The following is a 12709-nucleotide window of genomic DNA, read 5'->3' as shown; positions in this document are numbered from 1 at the left end:
GTTTTGGTATGAAAAGATTTTATGACAATATATTTTTGATTATTGTTTTATTAATATTTGGTTGTGGTATTGAAGATATTATTATAGTAGACTCTCCTGTGCCAGTTGATAAAAGAGCGTCTAGGGATACTCTTGCTTTTTTGTTACCTGATTGGTATTTTAATAAGCACAATAATTCTAAAGTTAGAGGTTTTGATATATATTATAAATTTTATCCAGAGGGTGCACATTATCATTCTGGTGGTTTTACAAAGAGTGTTGAGAGAGATTTTAATGCTTTAAGGGGTGTTTTTAATAATGTTAATGAGTTTAGTAGAAGAGGATTTTATAAAATTAATTTAGATAGTAATCGTTTTTCAGGGAAGCCCACTTTGAAATTGGAAAAAAATTGGATTCAAGGAAAATTTCCTTTATATTTTGAACTTAATTTTGAAAATTTGAGGAAGAGTATTCCTGGTAAGGTTTTTATTAATATAAGAAAGGGAAATAATTCATCATCACCTCTTCTTAAAAGTTTTAATGTGTATAGATCTTATGTTTTTGATGGTTTGTATAGGGAATTTTCTGAAGCTTTGAGAAAAGCTAGAGTTACAGATAGTGAGAAGAGACCATTTGATCTGAAGCATATTAACAATAGCTTTTTTACAACAGATGTTTCTCCTAAATATAATTTAGTAATTTTTGTTATGGCAGTAGGTAATGCTATTGAAGATGATTTGTATAGTGTTATTGTTAATATAGGAAACTTACAGCGTTTTGAGTTATCGAATTAGTTAAGGGAGAGGTATGATAACATTTTTTTTCCATTTAATTTTAACTAATATTATTGTCTCCTTTGTTGTAAGTTTTTTTGTTGTTTTGTTTGGTATATTGAACTTTGGTTTTTTACTGGTTTATTTGATTAGTTTTTTAGGGAGTGTTTTATTTTTATTTTTTATACCTCTTTTTTATTCCGATTATTATGATAGACAGATAGATCTTTTATTTTATTTGTTCCCAATTATTGGTTCAATAGTTCTGATATCTTTATTAAAATTTTCTGAGAGGCGTAAGAATGATTTATAAGGAAAATTTTGAAATTGCACTTGTATCAGGTTCTCTTGCTAGGGCTGAGTTTTTGGAGGCTTTAAAAATTAATTTTCTTTCTTTTAGTGTTGATGTTGATGAAGATTTGTTAATGAAATCAGGTGAGGCTGGTATTACAAAGAAAATAGCTACGCTTAAGCTTACTAATGCTATTGAGAAATATGGTAAGGATAAATGTTTAATTACTGTTGATACTCTTTTAAAGAATGATTCGGTGTATGTTGGTAAAATAAGTGATGAAACGGAAGCTTTTGGTAAGATAATGGGGTATAGTAATAAGCTTGTAGAGGTTGAGACTAGTTTTTGTATATTTATTCCCAAAAAAGAAAAAATAATTAAGGCCTGTGAGGTTTCGTTTATTAAATTTAGGGAACTAACACCAAATATTGTTTATCATTATATTGAACTTGGGCATTGGAAAGATAAAGCTGGGGGTATAAGTCTTAAGAATGGTGTTGCAGATATTTTGATTGAATATATTAATGGTAGTTATTCAAACATAATAGGCTTACCAATTGGTTTGTTTTATGATATTCTTATTAGAGAAAACGTAATTTCCACTATGTAAGTAGTGAGTAAAAGAGAGGGATTTAGGAGGTTATTTTGGCAGTTATTACTATGAAAAGTCTTTTAGAGGCTGGGGTTCATTTTGGACATCAGGTAAAAAGACTTGATCCAAGGATGAAAAGGTTTATCTTTTCAGAGAGAAATGAAATACATATATTAGACTTGCAAAAAACTTTGCAAGGTATTAAAGATTCTTACGAACTTGTTCAAAGTGTTATAAAGAGTGGTAAAAAGGTCTTATTTGTTGGTACTAAAAAGCAAGCAAGCGAAATAATTGAACAAGAAGCCCGAAGAAGTGATATGCCTTATGTTAACAATAGATGGCTTGGTGGAATGCTTTCAAATTTTGATACTATTAAAAAATCAGTTCAGAAATTAAAAAAATTAGAAAAAATGGAAGTTGATGGAACTTTTGAGATGATTAGTAAAAAGGAAGTTTCTCAGCTTAATCGTGAAAAGTTGAAATTAGCTAAAAATTTGACGGGAGTTAAAGATATGGAGGAGCTTCCTGGTGCTGTTTTCATTATTGATCCTAAAAGAGAGCAAATAGTGATTAATGAGGCTAGAAAGCTTGGTATTCCTATTATTTCAGTTGTTGATACAAATTGTAATCCAGATGTAATTGATTGTCCAATTCCTGGAAATGATGATGCAATTCGTTCTGTTGCTTTATTTACTAAGATAATATCTGATGCTATCTTGGAGAGTGATAAAGAGGTTGGAATTCAAATTGTTGAAAATTTGAATGAAGAAGACTTAATGAGTGAAATTGAAGTAAAGAATGAAAAAAAGAATTATAAGGATGTATAAGGAGAGTGATATGAGTATTAGTCCTCAAGAAGTTAAAAAGCTCAGAGATGCCACTGGAGCTGGATTTGGTGATTGTAAGAAGGCATTAGATGCTGTTGGTGGTGATTTTGAATTAGCTAAAAAAAAACTTAGGGAAATGGGTATTGCATCTGCTGATAAGAGAAGTGGTAGGGATGCTAAGGAAGGGCGAGTATTCTCTTATGTAAATAAAGAGAGAGTAGGTCTTTTGCTTATTTCATGTGAAACAGATTTTGTTGCTATGAATAGTGATTTTGTAACTTTTGGTAATTGTTTGGTAAAACAATTGGTTGAAGGTGGCAAAGATTCTTTAGATGAGCAACAAGAACTTGAGATTAAAAATTTAGCAGCTACAATCAAAGAAAATATTCATGTAAATAAGATTTATATTTCAAATGTTGCATCTAATGAAATTGTAAAAACTTATCTTCATGGAGAGCAATCCAAGATAGGTGTATTTATTAAGTTAAGGGTAGATGATGTTTCAAAGATAGAAGATGAGAGCTTAAATAATTTTGCAATGGATTTGGCTTTACATGTAGCAGCTTTTGCTCCGATTTATTTAAGTGTTGGTGATGTTTGTCCTAATTATCTTAAAGAGCAAGAAGAAGTGTTTATAAAGCAGCTGGAAGCTAGTGGAAAGCCTGAAAATGTAATTAAAGGAATAGTATCTGGAAAACTTAAAAAGCATTTAGGAGAGATTGCTCTTTTGGAGCAAGGATTTGTAAAGGATGATAAATTTACTGTTAAAGAAAAGATTGAGGCAGTGTCCCAATCAATTTTAACCAAAATCGAAATAATAGATTTTAGATATTTAAGTGTTGGTTGATAAATTTATGATCCTTTTAATTTTTAAGGAGGCTTGAATGGAGGAATATAAGACTTTATTGGATGAAAAGATGAATAAAGTTCTTTTATCTCTTGAGAGTGAATATAAAACTTTAAGAACGGGTAGAATAAGTAGCTCTCTTTTTGATAAAGTATTAGTTGATTATTATGGGGAAAAAACTCCCTTAACTAGAGTTGCCAATATTAGTATCCCTGAGGCAAGGCTTATTGTAATTCAACCTTGGGATAAAAGTTTGTTATCTAAAATAGAGCAAGCTATACTTAATTCAGATCTTTCTATGAATCCTTCAAGCGATGGGGCAGTTCTTAGGATTAAGGTTCCTGTATTAACTATGGAGCGACGTAAAGAAATAGTAAAACAGGCAAAAAAGATAGCTGAGGAACATAAAGTTGCGGCTAGAAATGTAAGACAGGAATTAAATAGTAAGGCTAAAAAGCAAGAGAAAGATTCTCAGATTACTGAAGATGATTTGAGAAGTATTTTAGATGATATTCAAAGAGATACTAATTCTTATATTAAGAAAATAGATGAGATTTTAGATTTAAAAACAAAAGAAATAATGGAAATTTAAATTTATGAGTAGTAATTCCTTTCCAATGCATGTTGGAATCATCATGGATGGAAATAGAAGGTGGGCTTTAAAAAGAGGTCTATCATTTTTTGAAGGGCACAAAGAGGGTTTAAAGAGAGCCAAGGAAATAGTTAAGCATTCTCTTAAATTAGGTATAAAATATTTGTCTCTTTATGTTTTTTCTACAGAAAATTGGAATAGGACAGAGTCTGAGATAGAATATTTGATGTTTTTGATTTCCGATTATTTGAGTTCTGAGTTTAAGTTTTATAGTACAAATAATATAAAAATATTAGTATCAGGAGATATTGAATCTTTAAGTGAGAAAGTCAAAGGTTCAATTATTGAGGCTATTAATTTCACAAAAAATTTTGATGGACTTGTGTTGAATTTAGCCATTAATTATGGTGGTCGAGATGAAATAGTTAGGGCTACTAAAAAAATTTTGGAAAGTAGTTTACGATTTGAAGATTTAGACGAGATTGTATTTTCTAAATTTTTAGATAATGCGGAACTTTGTGATCTTGATCTTTTAATTCGTACTGGTGGAGATATGAGAGTAAGTAATTTTCTTTTATGGAGGATTGCTTATTGTGAATTTGTTTTTTCAAGTGTCTTATGGCCAGAGTATTCTGTTGCTCATTATGGTAGGGACTTGGAGTGTTTTAAGAATAGGAAGAGAAATTTTGGGAGATAAAAGTTTATTTAATCTTAGGTCTAAAAAATTAGCATTTCTTGCAAGACTTGGTACATTTTTATTTTTTGTTCCTTTGGTATTATTTTTAATTTTTTTAGAATTTAATAATTATTTATTAATTAATATTTTGATTTTTATGTTTAGTGGACTTGCTGCAAAGGAAGTTAATGATTTGCTTAAGGTTAAGTCTTCTTCCGTATCTAGTACTTTATCTTTCTTTTTAGGAATGGCTCCTCCAATTTTGACATATGTACATTTTAATATTTTTTATTTGGGTATAAATATAGTATTTTATTTGGTTATAACTTTGGTTTTTAGTAACTGGATTGTTAATTTGTTTTTTATTAAAGAGAATGAGATTGTTAATTTCTTGTCACAGGCAACTTCCATAATTTTCATACTTATATATCCGGGTGTTTTGATGTCATTTGTTGTTGTTATTACTACTTTGCCAAGAGCACCTATTCTTTTGTTAATACTTTTTTCTATGGTTAGTGGTAATGATACGTTTGCTTATCTTTTTGGATATTTCTTTGGGAAGAATAGTTATAGACCTACAATTGTTAGTCCCAATAAGACGATAATGGGATTTTTAGGCGGTATATTATTTTCTGTTATTGTTTCAATGGTTGTGGTATGTTTAGGGTTAATAAATTTGACTTATGGAGAAGCTATGGTTTTAGGTATTTTAATAGGATTTTTTACTATTATTGGTGATTTATTTGAATCTGGACTTAAGCGTAGTGCAGGAGTTAAAGATTCTGGAAATATTATTCCTGGTAGAGGTGGTGCTCTTGATTCAATTGATTCATATCTTTTGACAGGTCCTATATTTTATTTATATTTGTCATAATTTTTGGGAGTAGTTAATGTATATTGTTCTTAGTATTTTAGCTTTTACCTTTATAATATTCATTCATGAGTTAGGTCATTTACTTTTTGCAAAACTTTTTAAAGTCAAGGTTGAAATTTTTTCTATAGGGATAGGGCCTAGTATTTTTAAAATTAAAATAAAAGACACCGAATATAGATTTTCTCCTATTTTTTTAGGTGGATATTGTAAGCTTAAAGGAGCTGAACATTTAGAAAATGAACTTAGATTAAATAAAGAGCTTGAAGCGGATGTAGATTCTATTTTTGGTATTTCTCATTTTAAGAGAATATTAATATATTTTGCAGGTCCTCTTTTTAATTTAATTTTGGGCTTTATTATTTTTATCGCAATAGAAATGATAGGTATTGTTTATTCTGACTATTCTAGTAAAATAACCCTTATTAATAATAGTGCTTCGAGTAAATTTAGAGATGGGGATATTATTTTAAGCGTTAATAATAGTGATATAAAATATTTTTCTGATTTAAAGAGATTCGTTCCTCTAGAAGATTCTAAAATAATTTTCACAGTTTTAAGAGACAATAAGAGTATTAGTTTTGAAGAACATACAAACTTAGATAAACTTTTAAGAGAAGTTGGTCCTTGGATAAATCTTATTGTTGCAAAAGTGAAAGCAAATTCTTCAGCTGAAGTTGCAGGTCTTAAGCCTAATGATAAGATAATCAGCATTAATGATGTAGTTTTAAATAATGGTAAGGAGTTAGACAATTTTATTGCTAAACTTGATACTAATATAGTGGATATGAAGTATGAGAGGAATGGGGAAATTTTAACTTCCAAATTGGTATTTCAAGATATTAATAAGGTTTTAGGAATTTATTTATTGCCTGGTTTAGAGAAAGTGGTTAAATCAGATAATTTAGGAATTGCTTTAAAAAATTCTCTTAATAAAGTCTTAGATATTTTAGGTAAGATTCTTTATTCCATTGTTGCGTTATTTACTAATTTTATGAATAATTCTAAACATATCACAGGACCGGTTGGTATGATTAATATTTTTGTTGATTCTTTTTCTTTTGGAATATTATATTGGTTTAATACTATTGCTGTTTTTAATTTACTTATTGCTGGTATGAATTTATTTTTTGTTATAATTCCAATGCTTGATGGAGGTCAAATCCTTATTAGTTTAATTGAGATGTTGCGTGGAAAGAGATTTAAAGCAATAATTATTTATTATTTTTATCTTTTTGGTATTTTATTGATGTTAATTCTTTTTATCTTGGGATTTGTAAACGATTTACAAAATTTTTAGATTATTTATGTTGCTTGTTTAAGCAGTGGAGTGATTAAAATTTAATCAATAGGAAGTACGTATTTTAACATGAACCAGAAGTGAGAAAAAGATGCAAGTAGGATTAAAATGTGAAACAAATCGTGCATTCTCATATTGGCAATTGGATTAAGTTTTTTACTTATTGCATATACTATTCCTCCTAGTGTATAAATAATGCCTCCAAGTGTTAACCATAAAAATCCTTGTATAGGTAGGATGTTATAAATGAGTTTAATTCCGAATATAATGGTCCATCCCATAAGTATGAATATAGCTCCATTAATCCACCCAGGACTGTTTGCGTATATTGATTTAAAAATAGTCCCTAGAATAGCAAATCCCCAAACCGTGATAAGAATTATTTTTCCATAGACATTGTGCATAAGAATTAGACATGGTGGTGTGTATGTCCCTGCTATCAATATGAATATTGATATATGATCAAATTTTCTAAAGAGTTGTTTTATTTTACTTCCCTTTTTGAAAGTATGATAAAGGGTACTCATTGTATATAGTAATGTCATTGATAAGCCATAGATGAAAAATACTACTGAATGGAGATGTTTTTTTGAATTAGTTGAGAGAGTAATAAGAATTGTTGTTCCTATTATTGATAAGATAATGCCAACTAGGTGAGATATTGAGCTAAACAATTCATTTTCTGGTATTAAAGTATTGTGTAAGTTTTGTTTTTTATTTTTTTTTAGCATAAGCTTATTTTTTCATATGTCCTTTTTATTTTGAAAATATTTGTTTGTGTTTATTTATTTTAGGTATATTAGTGCAAAAAATGACATAAATCAAGTTATTAAAAATAATTTAATATTGAACTTAAGCCCAAATTGACGTTCTTGCATAATTTTTTATTATTAATACCTAACTTTTTGTAAAAAAGCTATATAATGATATTGTCTTAAGTTTTTGAGTGGAGAGGTCTAGTGTGATAAGTTTTTTAAAAGTTTTTAGATTTGCTAATTTGCAAAAGTTTTCTAATGCAGTGAGATTACCACTTTCTGTTGTGACAATTTTTTGTTTGATGCTTGGAATCGGATCTGTATTGCTAAATCCTTCTAGTTTATTTTATGTTGACAATGTTGTTTTTAAAGTTATTTTAGGACTTATTAAGAATGTAAGTAGTATGATCATCTCAAATATTCCATTGATTTTTGTTGTAGGGATTACTGTTGGTGTTGCTAGAGTTCAAAAAGGTCCAGCTGCACTCTCAGCTCTTGTTGGGTATTTGATTTTTAATGTGACTGAAAATTATTTTTTAGATGTATTCTCAAAACTTGTTGAGCCTGGTTTGATGTCTTCTGTTGGTCAAATAAATTTTATGGGAATTCAAACTTTAAATACAGGCATTTTGGGTGCTTTATCAGTTGGACTTTTAGTCGGGTATTTGCATAATAAATTTTATTTTATTGAGTTGCCTGGACCTTTGAACTTTCTTTCTGGTTTTCGGTTTGTTCCCATAGTAATTTTACCTTTTTGTATTTTATTGGGGGTAATATTCGTTTTAATTTGGCCTAATTTTAATGGATTTATTGTTTCTTTTGGAGCCTTTATTTCTAAGTTTAATTATTTCGATAGTTTTCTTTATGGGTTTTTAAATAGAATGCTCATTCCTTTAGGTCTTCATTCTATCCTTACTTTTCCTTTTAATTTTACTTCTTTAGGGGGAACTGAGGTGGTTAATGGTCAAGTTGTTGGTGGTATTCAGAATATATTCTATGCTCAGTTGACAGATCCATATCTTACTAAATTTTCTTCAAGCCTTTCTAGGTTTAATAGTGGATTTTATCTCTCTATTATGTTTGGACTTCCTGGTGCAGCATTAGGGGTTTATAGAGGAATCATTCATAATGATAAGAGTAAGATCGTATCATTATTATTTTCTGGGGCTTTTGCAGCTTTTTTGACTGGAATTACAGAACCTTTGGAATTTCTTTTTGTTTTTACAGCACCTTTGCTTTATTTTATACATGCTATTTATACGGGCTTTGCATTGTTGCTTGCTAATATATTTGATATTACAGTTGGGGTTACTTTTTCTTCTGGATTTTTTGATTTCTTTATGTTTGGAATATTACAAGGGCATGCCAAGACAAATTGGATTTATTTATTACCATTAGGATTGACATTTTTTGTTTTGTATTATTTTACTTTTAAATGGCTTTATAATTATTTTGATTTTCAGATTTTTGGCGTTGATGAGCCATTTTTTGTTGGTAGTGAAGGGGAAGTTGAAGGGATGGGGGTTGCTCATCTGATATCTCAGGGTCTTGGGGGTCTTGATAATATTAAAGAGTTTGATGTTGTTTCAACAAATTTAAGATTTGTAGTTTTCAGTCCTGAGCTTGTCTCTGAAGATATTCTTAAAAAAACAGGAGCTTTAAATATTGTTACAATTGATAATACAATTAAAATTGATTATGGCACAAATGTATTTTATTTAAAACAGGCGATTGAAAATTATTCTCCTGAAAAACTTTTGAAGGCCAGTGTTGTTGTTGTCTCTGATAATGTTAAGCATGGAATTCAGGCATATATTGAAATGAAGGAAGATGATAAACTTGAGAAGCAAGGTTCTGTAGGAAAACTTTATAAAGTTAATAAGGACGATGGTGATAATTAAAATATATTTAATTTGTTGAGATGTGGTAAAAATAGATTTCTTTTAGAAAGATTTTTACTCAATATTGAAAAAAAATAAGTATTTTTATATACTACTCAAGTAATATATAATCATATTAAGATGACCTTTGCCATAAATTTTAAAGGTTTATGGTGCGATTAAGACCATAAGGAGTTAGAATGATCAAAAAGTATGAAGCATGTTTGTTGTTTAAGAGCGAAGAACTTGAATATAAGGTTGCTTTAGAAGAGGTAAAGAAACGGTTAACAGCTTTTGATGTTAGTGATCTTGTTGAGAATTCTCTTGGTGAGAGGGCATTAGAGTATCCTATTAAGAAGCAGTTGCGTGGTAGGTATGAGATCATAGAATTTAAAATGGATAGTAATAATTTAAAAGAGCTTGAAGGGCAATTAAAACTTATTAAAAATCTGTTAAGGTATATGATCTTAGTTAAGCTTAACAAAAAGATTAATGTCAAGAAAGTTAAGAGAAGAAATTTTAGAGAGTTTAGGGATAATAGGGATATTAAAGAAAAGGAACCATCAGTATCTAATACTGATGTTAAGATCGATGTAAAGACTGATGGAAAAATAGATTGAGGAGGTTATAGATGGCCGACATTAATTCCTTAGTGTTATCTGGTAGGCTTACTAGGGATTCTGAGCTTACTTATACCGAGTCAGGTATGGCTATTCTTAAATTTGGTTTAGCTAATAACAGAAGGATGAAAAGAAATGATGAATGGGTAGATCATGCCCAGTTTTTTGATTGTGTTATTTTTTCCAAGAGAGCTGAAGGTCTTAGTTCTTTTCTTAAGAAGGGAAAGCAAGTTGTAATTAGTGGTTCTTTAAGATATGAGAGTTGGCAAGATAAAAGTACTGGAGACAAGAAGAATAAGTACAGTGTTTGGGTAAATGATATTCAAATGTTTGGGTCGTCTTTGAATGATCAAGGCACTAATAATGTTGGTTTTGAAAGTTATAAGAAACCAGATCCGTTTACGGATATTGGTTTTGATGATAGTTTTGATGAAGATATACCTTTTTAGGAGTTTGAATTTATGTATAAAGATATGGATTCTCATCAGCGAGATTCAAGAACTGATGGACATCAAGATGGTTTTAAAAAAAATACTAATTTTAGATTTTTTAAGAAAAAAACATGCAGATTTTGTGATCTGGACAGAGTTCCTGATTATAAAGATTTTGAGTTCCTTAAAAAGTTTATTACAGAACAAGGGAAAATATTACCTAGAAGGATTACAGGTACCTCTGCTAAGCATCAAAGGCATCTTGCATTGGAGATTAAAAAAGCTAGATATATGGCTTTACTTCCTTTTGTGAAGAAGTATTAAGGAGAGATTATGAGAGTTATTTTAAAGGAAGATTTTGTTAATCTTGGTAAAGAAGGTGATATTGTTGATGTAAGGGATGGTTTTGCAAGGAATTATTTACTACCAAAAGGTTTTGCTGTTTTTTTAGATAAACATAATGTTGATATTTTTAGTCAAAAGAAGCGAGCCATACTTAAGAGACAAGAAACAAGAAAGAGAATGGCTCTTGAACTTAAAGAAAAGCTTGATAAGGTTAATTTAGAGTTTGTAATGCAGTCTAATGATACTGGAAAGTTATTTCATAGTATTAGTAGCTTAAATATTGCCGATGAGCTTTTAAAGCTTGGATTTGAGATTGAGAGAAAAAAAATAGATATACATAATGGTACATTAAGGACTTTTGGAATGTATGATGTGACTATTAAGCTTTATGAGGGGATTAATGCCGTTATTAAAGTTGAGATAAAAGGGGAAGCTAAAAAAACTTCTCTTAAAAAGTCTAAGAGTATTGAAAAGGGAGTTTAGAGAAGAGGGATAGCTTGTGGCTTTTACTTCAATAGACACAGCCTCTACACTTCTTTTTAACGAAGGTGCGGAAAAGGCCGTTATTTCGAGTATATTCTATAATTCGGGCAAGTTAGAAGAGGCATTATTATATCTAAAACCGGATGATTTTTATAATCAAAATCATGAAATGATTTTTAAAGCTATGATTTCCCTTTATGAGAAGAGGGAAAATATTGATCCAATAACTGTATTTGAGGAAGTATCTTCCTTAACACCTAAGTCACAGCTTTTAAATAATTTTAAAGCTTTAACAGGATTGCAGGATTATTTGAGTTTTTTATCAGGATATCTTCCAACTGATAAGACTATAAATGTTTATGCAAAAATTGTTAAGGAACACCGCATTAGAAGAGATATTTCCAAGATTTCTAGGGAACTAAATGATTTAGCTAATGATTCTACAAAAAAAGTTGAACAATTTGTGGAAGAATCTCAAAGACAGATTCTTTCAATTGAATTAGATTGTTCTAGTAAAAATCTTAATCATGCAAAAGTTATTGCTGAGAGGGTTCATGCTGAAATATATGAGAGGAGTGTTAAAAAGCGAGAAGTTAATTTTGGTATTCCAAGTGGTTTTAAAAAAGTTGACAATCTGATTGGAGGTTTTAGAGAGAGTGATTTTATTATTATAGGTGCTCGTCCTAGTGTTGGTAAAACCGCGTTTGCACTTAATATTGCATCAAGTATTGCATTGAGGAATGATAAGAAGCGAAAAGTGGGCTTTTTTTCTCTTGAGATGACTTCTGATGCTTTAATTAAAAGGATAATATCTTCTCAAGCTAATATTGATAGTTTTAAGATTCAAAATAGTATTTTATCAGGTCATGAAATTAAGGCAATCAATGATGTTGTAAATGATATTAGTAATTCTGAATTTTATATTGAAGATACTGCTAATATTAGTTTATTAACACTTGCAACTCAAGCCAGGAAGCTTAAGAGATTTTTTGGTATAGATATACTATTTGTTGATTATATTAGTCTTATTTCGCTTGAAACTAAAAATATTCCAAGGCATGAGCAAGTAGCTTCGATTAGCAAATCACTCAAGGAGCTTGCAAGAGAGCTTAAAATTCCAATTATTGCCCTTTCACAACTTACAAGAGATACTGAGGGACGTGAACCCAGTCTTGCTAGTTTAAGAGAATCAGGAGCATTAGAACAAGATGCAGATATTGTTATGTTGCTTCATAGAGATAAAGACTTAAAAAGCGGTTCTGATGATGAGAGATTGGTTAGCGCTATCGATACTAAGATTATTGTGGCTAAACATAGAAATGGGCCTACAGGAAGGGTTGATATATTATTTTTGCCACATGTTGTTAAGTTTGTTAATAAAGAACATGAAAATGATTATTAATATCATTTTTTGATTTTGGATAAGATTTTATTTATTTCATGAGC

The 12709-nt window shown here is 29.7% G+C and carries 16 protein-coding genes; 15 read left to right on the top strand and 1 reads right to left on the bottom strand.

Annotation, left to right across the window (positions count from 1 at the left end; genetic code table 11):
* Positions 1 to 8: 8 nt before the first annotated feature.
* The 9 genes from bcCo53_RS00620 to rseP are packed head-to-tail and all read left to right on the top strand — an operon-like array spanning position 9 to position 6749.
* On the top strand, positions 9 to 773 hold the full coding sequence (locus bcCo53_RS00620; RefSeq protein WP_051428594.1) for a hypothetical protein: 765 nt from the start codon (positions 9 to 11) through the stop codon (positions 771 to 773).
* Between the two features lie 13 nt (positions 774 to 786).
* A complete protein-coding gene (locus bcCo53_RS00615) occupies positions 787 to 1065 on the top strand; it encodes a hypothetical protein (protein ID WP_025407808.1) in 279 nt (92 codons plus the stop codon).
* Positions 1055 to 1654 (top strand): Maf family protein, encoded by a 600-nt coding sequence (locus tag bcCo53_RS00610; RefSeq protein WP_025407807.1) that lies wholly within the window; start codon positions 1055 to 1057, stop codon positions 1652 to 1654. Before bcCo53_RS00615 ends, bcCo53_RS00610 begins: the two co-directional genes overlap by 11 nt.
* A gap of 35 nt (positions 1655 to 1689) precedes the next feature.
* On the top strand, positions 1690 to 2463 hold the full coding sequence (rpsB, locus tag bcCo53_RS00605) for a 30S ribosomal protein S2 (RefSeq protein WP_028328154.1): 774 nt from the start codon (positions 1690 to 1692) through the stop codon (positions 2461 to 2463).
* Positions 2464 to 2473: 10 nt separating this feature from the next.
* Positions 2474 to 3310 carry a translation elongation factor Ts gene (tsf, locus tag bcCo53_RS00600; RefSeq protein ID WP_025407805.1) on the top strand — a complete coding sequence of 279 codons (837 nt, stop codon included), beginning with the start codon at positions 2474 to 2476 and terminating at the stop codon, positions 3308 to 3310.
* A 37-nt stretch (positions 3311 to 3347) separates the two neighbouring features.
* Positions 3348 to 3902 carry a ribosome recycling factor gene (gene frr, locus bcCo53_RS00595; protein WP_025407804.1) on the top strand — a complete coding sequence of 185 codons (555 nt, stop codon included), beginning with the start codon at positions 3348 to 3350 and terminating at the stop codon, positions 3900 to 3902.
* A gap of 4 nt (positions 3903 to 3906) precedes the next feature.
* Positions 3907 to 4599 (top strand): polyprenyl diphosphate synthase, encoded by a 693-nt coding sequence (gene uppS, locus bcCo53_RS00590; RefSeq protein ID WP_025407803.1) that lies wholly within the window; start codon positions 3907 to 3909, stop codon positions 4597 to 4599.
* Positions 4547 to 5452, top strand: a complete 906-nt coding sequence (locus tag bcCo53_RS00585; protein ID WP_241766556.1) for a phosphatidate cytidylyltransferase — start codon at positions 4547 to 4549, stop codon at positions 5450 to 5452. Before uppS ends, bcCo53_RS00585 begins: the two co-directional genes overlap by 53 nt.
* A gap of 16 nt (positions 5453 to 5468) precedes the next feature.
* The gene (gene rseP / locus bcCo53_RS00580) at positions 5469 to 6749 is read left to right on the top strand and encodes an RIP metalloprotease RseP (protein WP_025407801.1); all 1281 of its coding nucleotides are present in this window, start codon (positions 5469 to 5471) and stop codon (positions 6747 to 6749) included.
* A 41-nt stretch (positions 6750 to 6790) separates the two neighbouring features.
* Here rseP and trhA read toward each other — a convergent pair whose 3' ends face one another.
* On the bottom strand, positions 6791 to 7480 hold the full coding sequence (gene trhA / locus bcCo53_RS00575) for a PAQR family membrane homeostasis protein TrhA (RefSeq protein WP_028328153.1): 690 nt from the start codon (positions 7478 to 7480) through the stop codon (positions 6791 to 6793).
* 230 nt (positions 7481 to 7710) lie between these two features.
* Between trhA and bcCo53_RS00570 the strand changes: the two genes are divergently transcribed.
* From bcCo53_RS00570 to dnaB, 6 genes are all read left to right on the top strand, one after another.
* Positions 7711 to 9405, top strand: coding sequence for a PTS transporter subunit EIIC (locus bcCo53_RS00570; protein WP_025407799.1), 1695 nt, complete (start codon positions 7711 to 7713; stop codon positions 9403 to 9405).
* A gap of 179 nt (positions 9406 to 9584) precedes the next feature.
* A complete protein-coding gene (gene rpsF, locus bcCo53_RS00565) occupies positions 9585 to 10004 on the top strand; it encodes a 30S ribosomal protein S6 (RefSeq protein WP_025407798.1) in 420 nt (139 codons plus the stop codon).
* Between the two features lie 11 nt (positions 10005 to 10015).
* Positions 10016 to 10453 (top strand): single-stranded DNA-binding protein, encoded by a 438-nt coding sequence (locus bcCo53_RS00560; RefSeq protein ID WP_025407797.1) that lies wholly within the window; start codon positions 10016 to 10018, stop codon positions 10451 to 10453.
* A gap of 12 nt (positions 10454 to 10465) precedes the next feature.
* Positions 10466 to 10759, top strand: a complete 294-nt coding sequence (rpsR, locus tag bcCo53_RS00555; RefSeq protein ID WP_025407796.1) for a 30S ribosomal protein S18 — start codon at positions 10466 to 10468, stop codon at positions 10757 to 10759.
* Between the two features lie 9 nt (positions 10760 to 10768).
* Positions 10769 to 11263, top strand: a complete 495-nt coding sequence (rplI, locus tag bcCo53_RS00550) for a 50S ribosomal protein L9 (protein WP_025407795.1) — start codon at positions 10769 to 10771, stop codon at positions 11261 to 11263.
* A 16-nt stretch (positions 11264 to 11279) separates the two neighbouring features.
* The gene (gene dnaB, locus bcCo53_RS00545; RefSeq protein ID WP_025407794.1) at positions 11280 to 12665 is read left to right on the top strand and encodes a replicative DNA helicase; all 1386 of its coding nucleotides are present in this window, start codon (positions 11280 to 11282) and stop codon (positions 12663 to 12665) included.
* Positions 12666 to 12709: the final 44 nt, after the last annotated feature.

It is taken from the genome of Borrelia coriaceae (assembly GCF_023035295.1).
In the GTDB taxonomy this organism is placed as follows: domain Bacteria; phylum Spirochaetota; class Spirochaetia; order Borreliales; family Borreliaceae; genus Borrelia; species Borrelia coriaceae.
This window is presented reverse-complemented; position numbering and strand designations above follow the sequence as displayed.

Excerpts from the sequence above, each read along its gene's own strand:
- bcCo53_RS00620 (WP_051428594.1), top strand. The coding sequence starts at position 9 with ATGAAAAGATTTTATGACAATATATTTTTGATTATTGTTTTATTAATA.
- bcCo53_RS00615 (WP_025407808.1), top strand. The coding sequence starts at position 787 with ATGATAACATTTTTTTTCCATTTAATTTTAACTAATATTATTGTCTCC.
- bcCo53_RS00610 (WP_025407807.1), top strand. The coding sequence starts at position 1,055 with ATGATTTATAAGGAAAATTTTGAAATTGCACTTGTATCAGGTTCTCTT.
- tsf (WP_025407805.1), top strand. The coding sequence starts at position 2,474 with ATGAGTATTAGTCCTCAAGAAGTTAAAAAGCTCAGAGATGCCACTGGA.
- frr (WP_025407804.1), top strand. The coding sequence starts at position 3,348 with ATGGAGGAATATAAGACTTTATTGGATGAAAAGATGAATAAAGTTCTT.
- uppS (WP_025407803.1), top strand. The coding sequence starts at position 3,907 with ATGAGTAGTAATTCCTTTCCAATGCATGTTGGAATCATCATGGATGGA.
- bcCo53_RS00585 (WP_241766556.1), top strand. The coding sequence starts at position 4,547 with ATGGTAGGGACTTGGAGTGTTTTAAGAATAGGAAGAGAAATTTTGGGA.
- rseP (WP_025407801.1), top strand. The coding sequence starts at position 5,469 with ATGTATATTGTTCTTAGTATTTTAGCTTTTACCTTTATAATATTCATT.
- trhA (WP_028328153.1), bottom strand. The coding sequence starts at position 7,480 with ATGCTAAAAAAAAATAAAAAACAAAACTTACACAATACTTTAATACCA.
- rpsF (WP_025407798.1), top strand. The coding sequence starts at position 9,585 with ATGATCAAAAAGTATGAAGCATGTTTGTTGTTTAAGAGCGAAGAACTT.
- bcCo53_RS00560 (WP_025407797.1), top strand. The coding sequence starts at position 10,016 with ATGGCCGACATTAATTCCTTAGTGTTATCTGGTAGGCTTACTAGGGAT.
- rpsR (WP_025407796.1), top strand. The coding sequence starts at position 10,466 with ATGTATAAAGATATGGATTCTCATCAGCGAGATTCAAGAACTGATGGA.
- rplI (WP_025407795.1), top strand. The coding sequence starts at position 10,769 with ATGAGAGTTATTTTAAAGGAAGATTTTGTTAATCTTGGTAAAGAAGGT.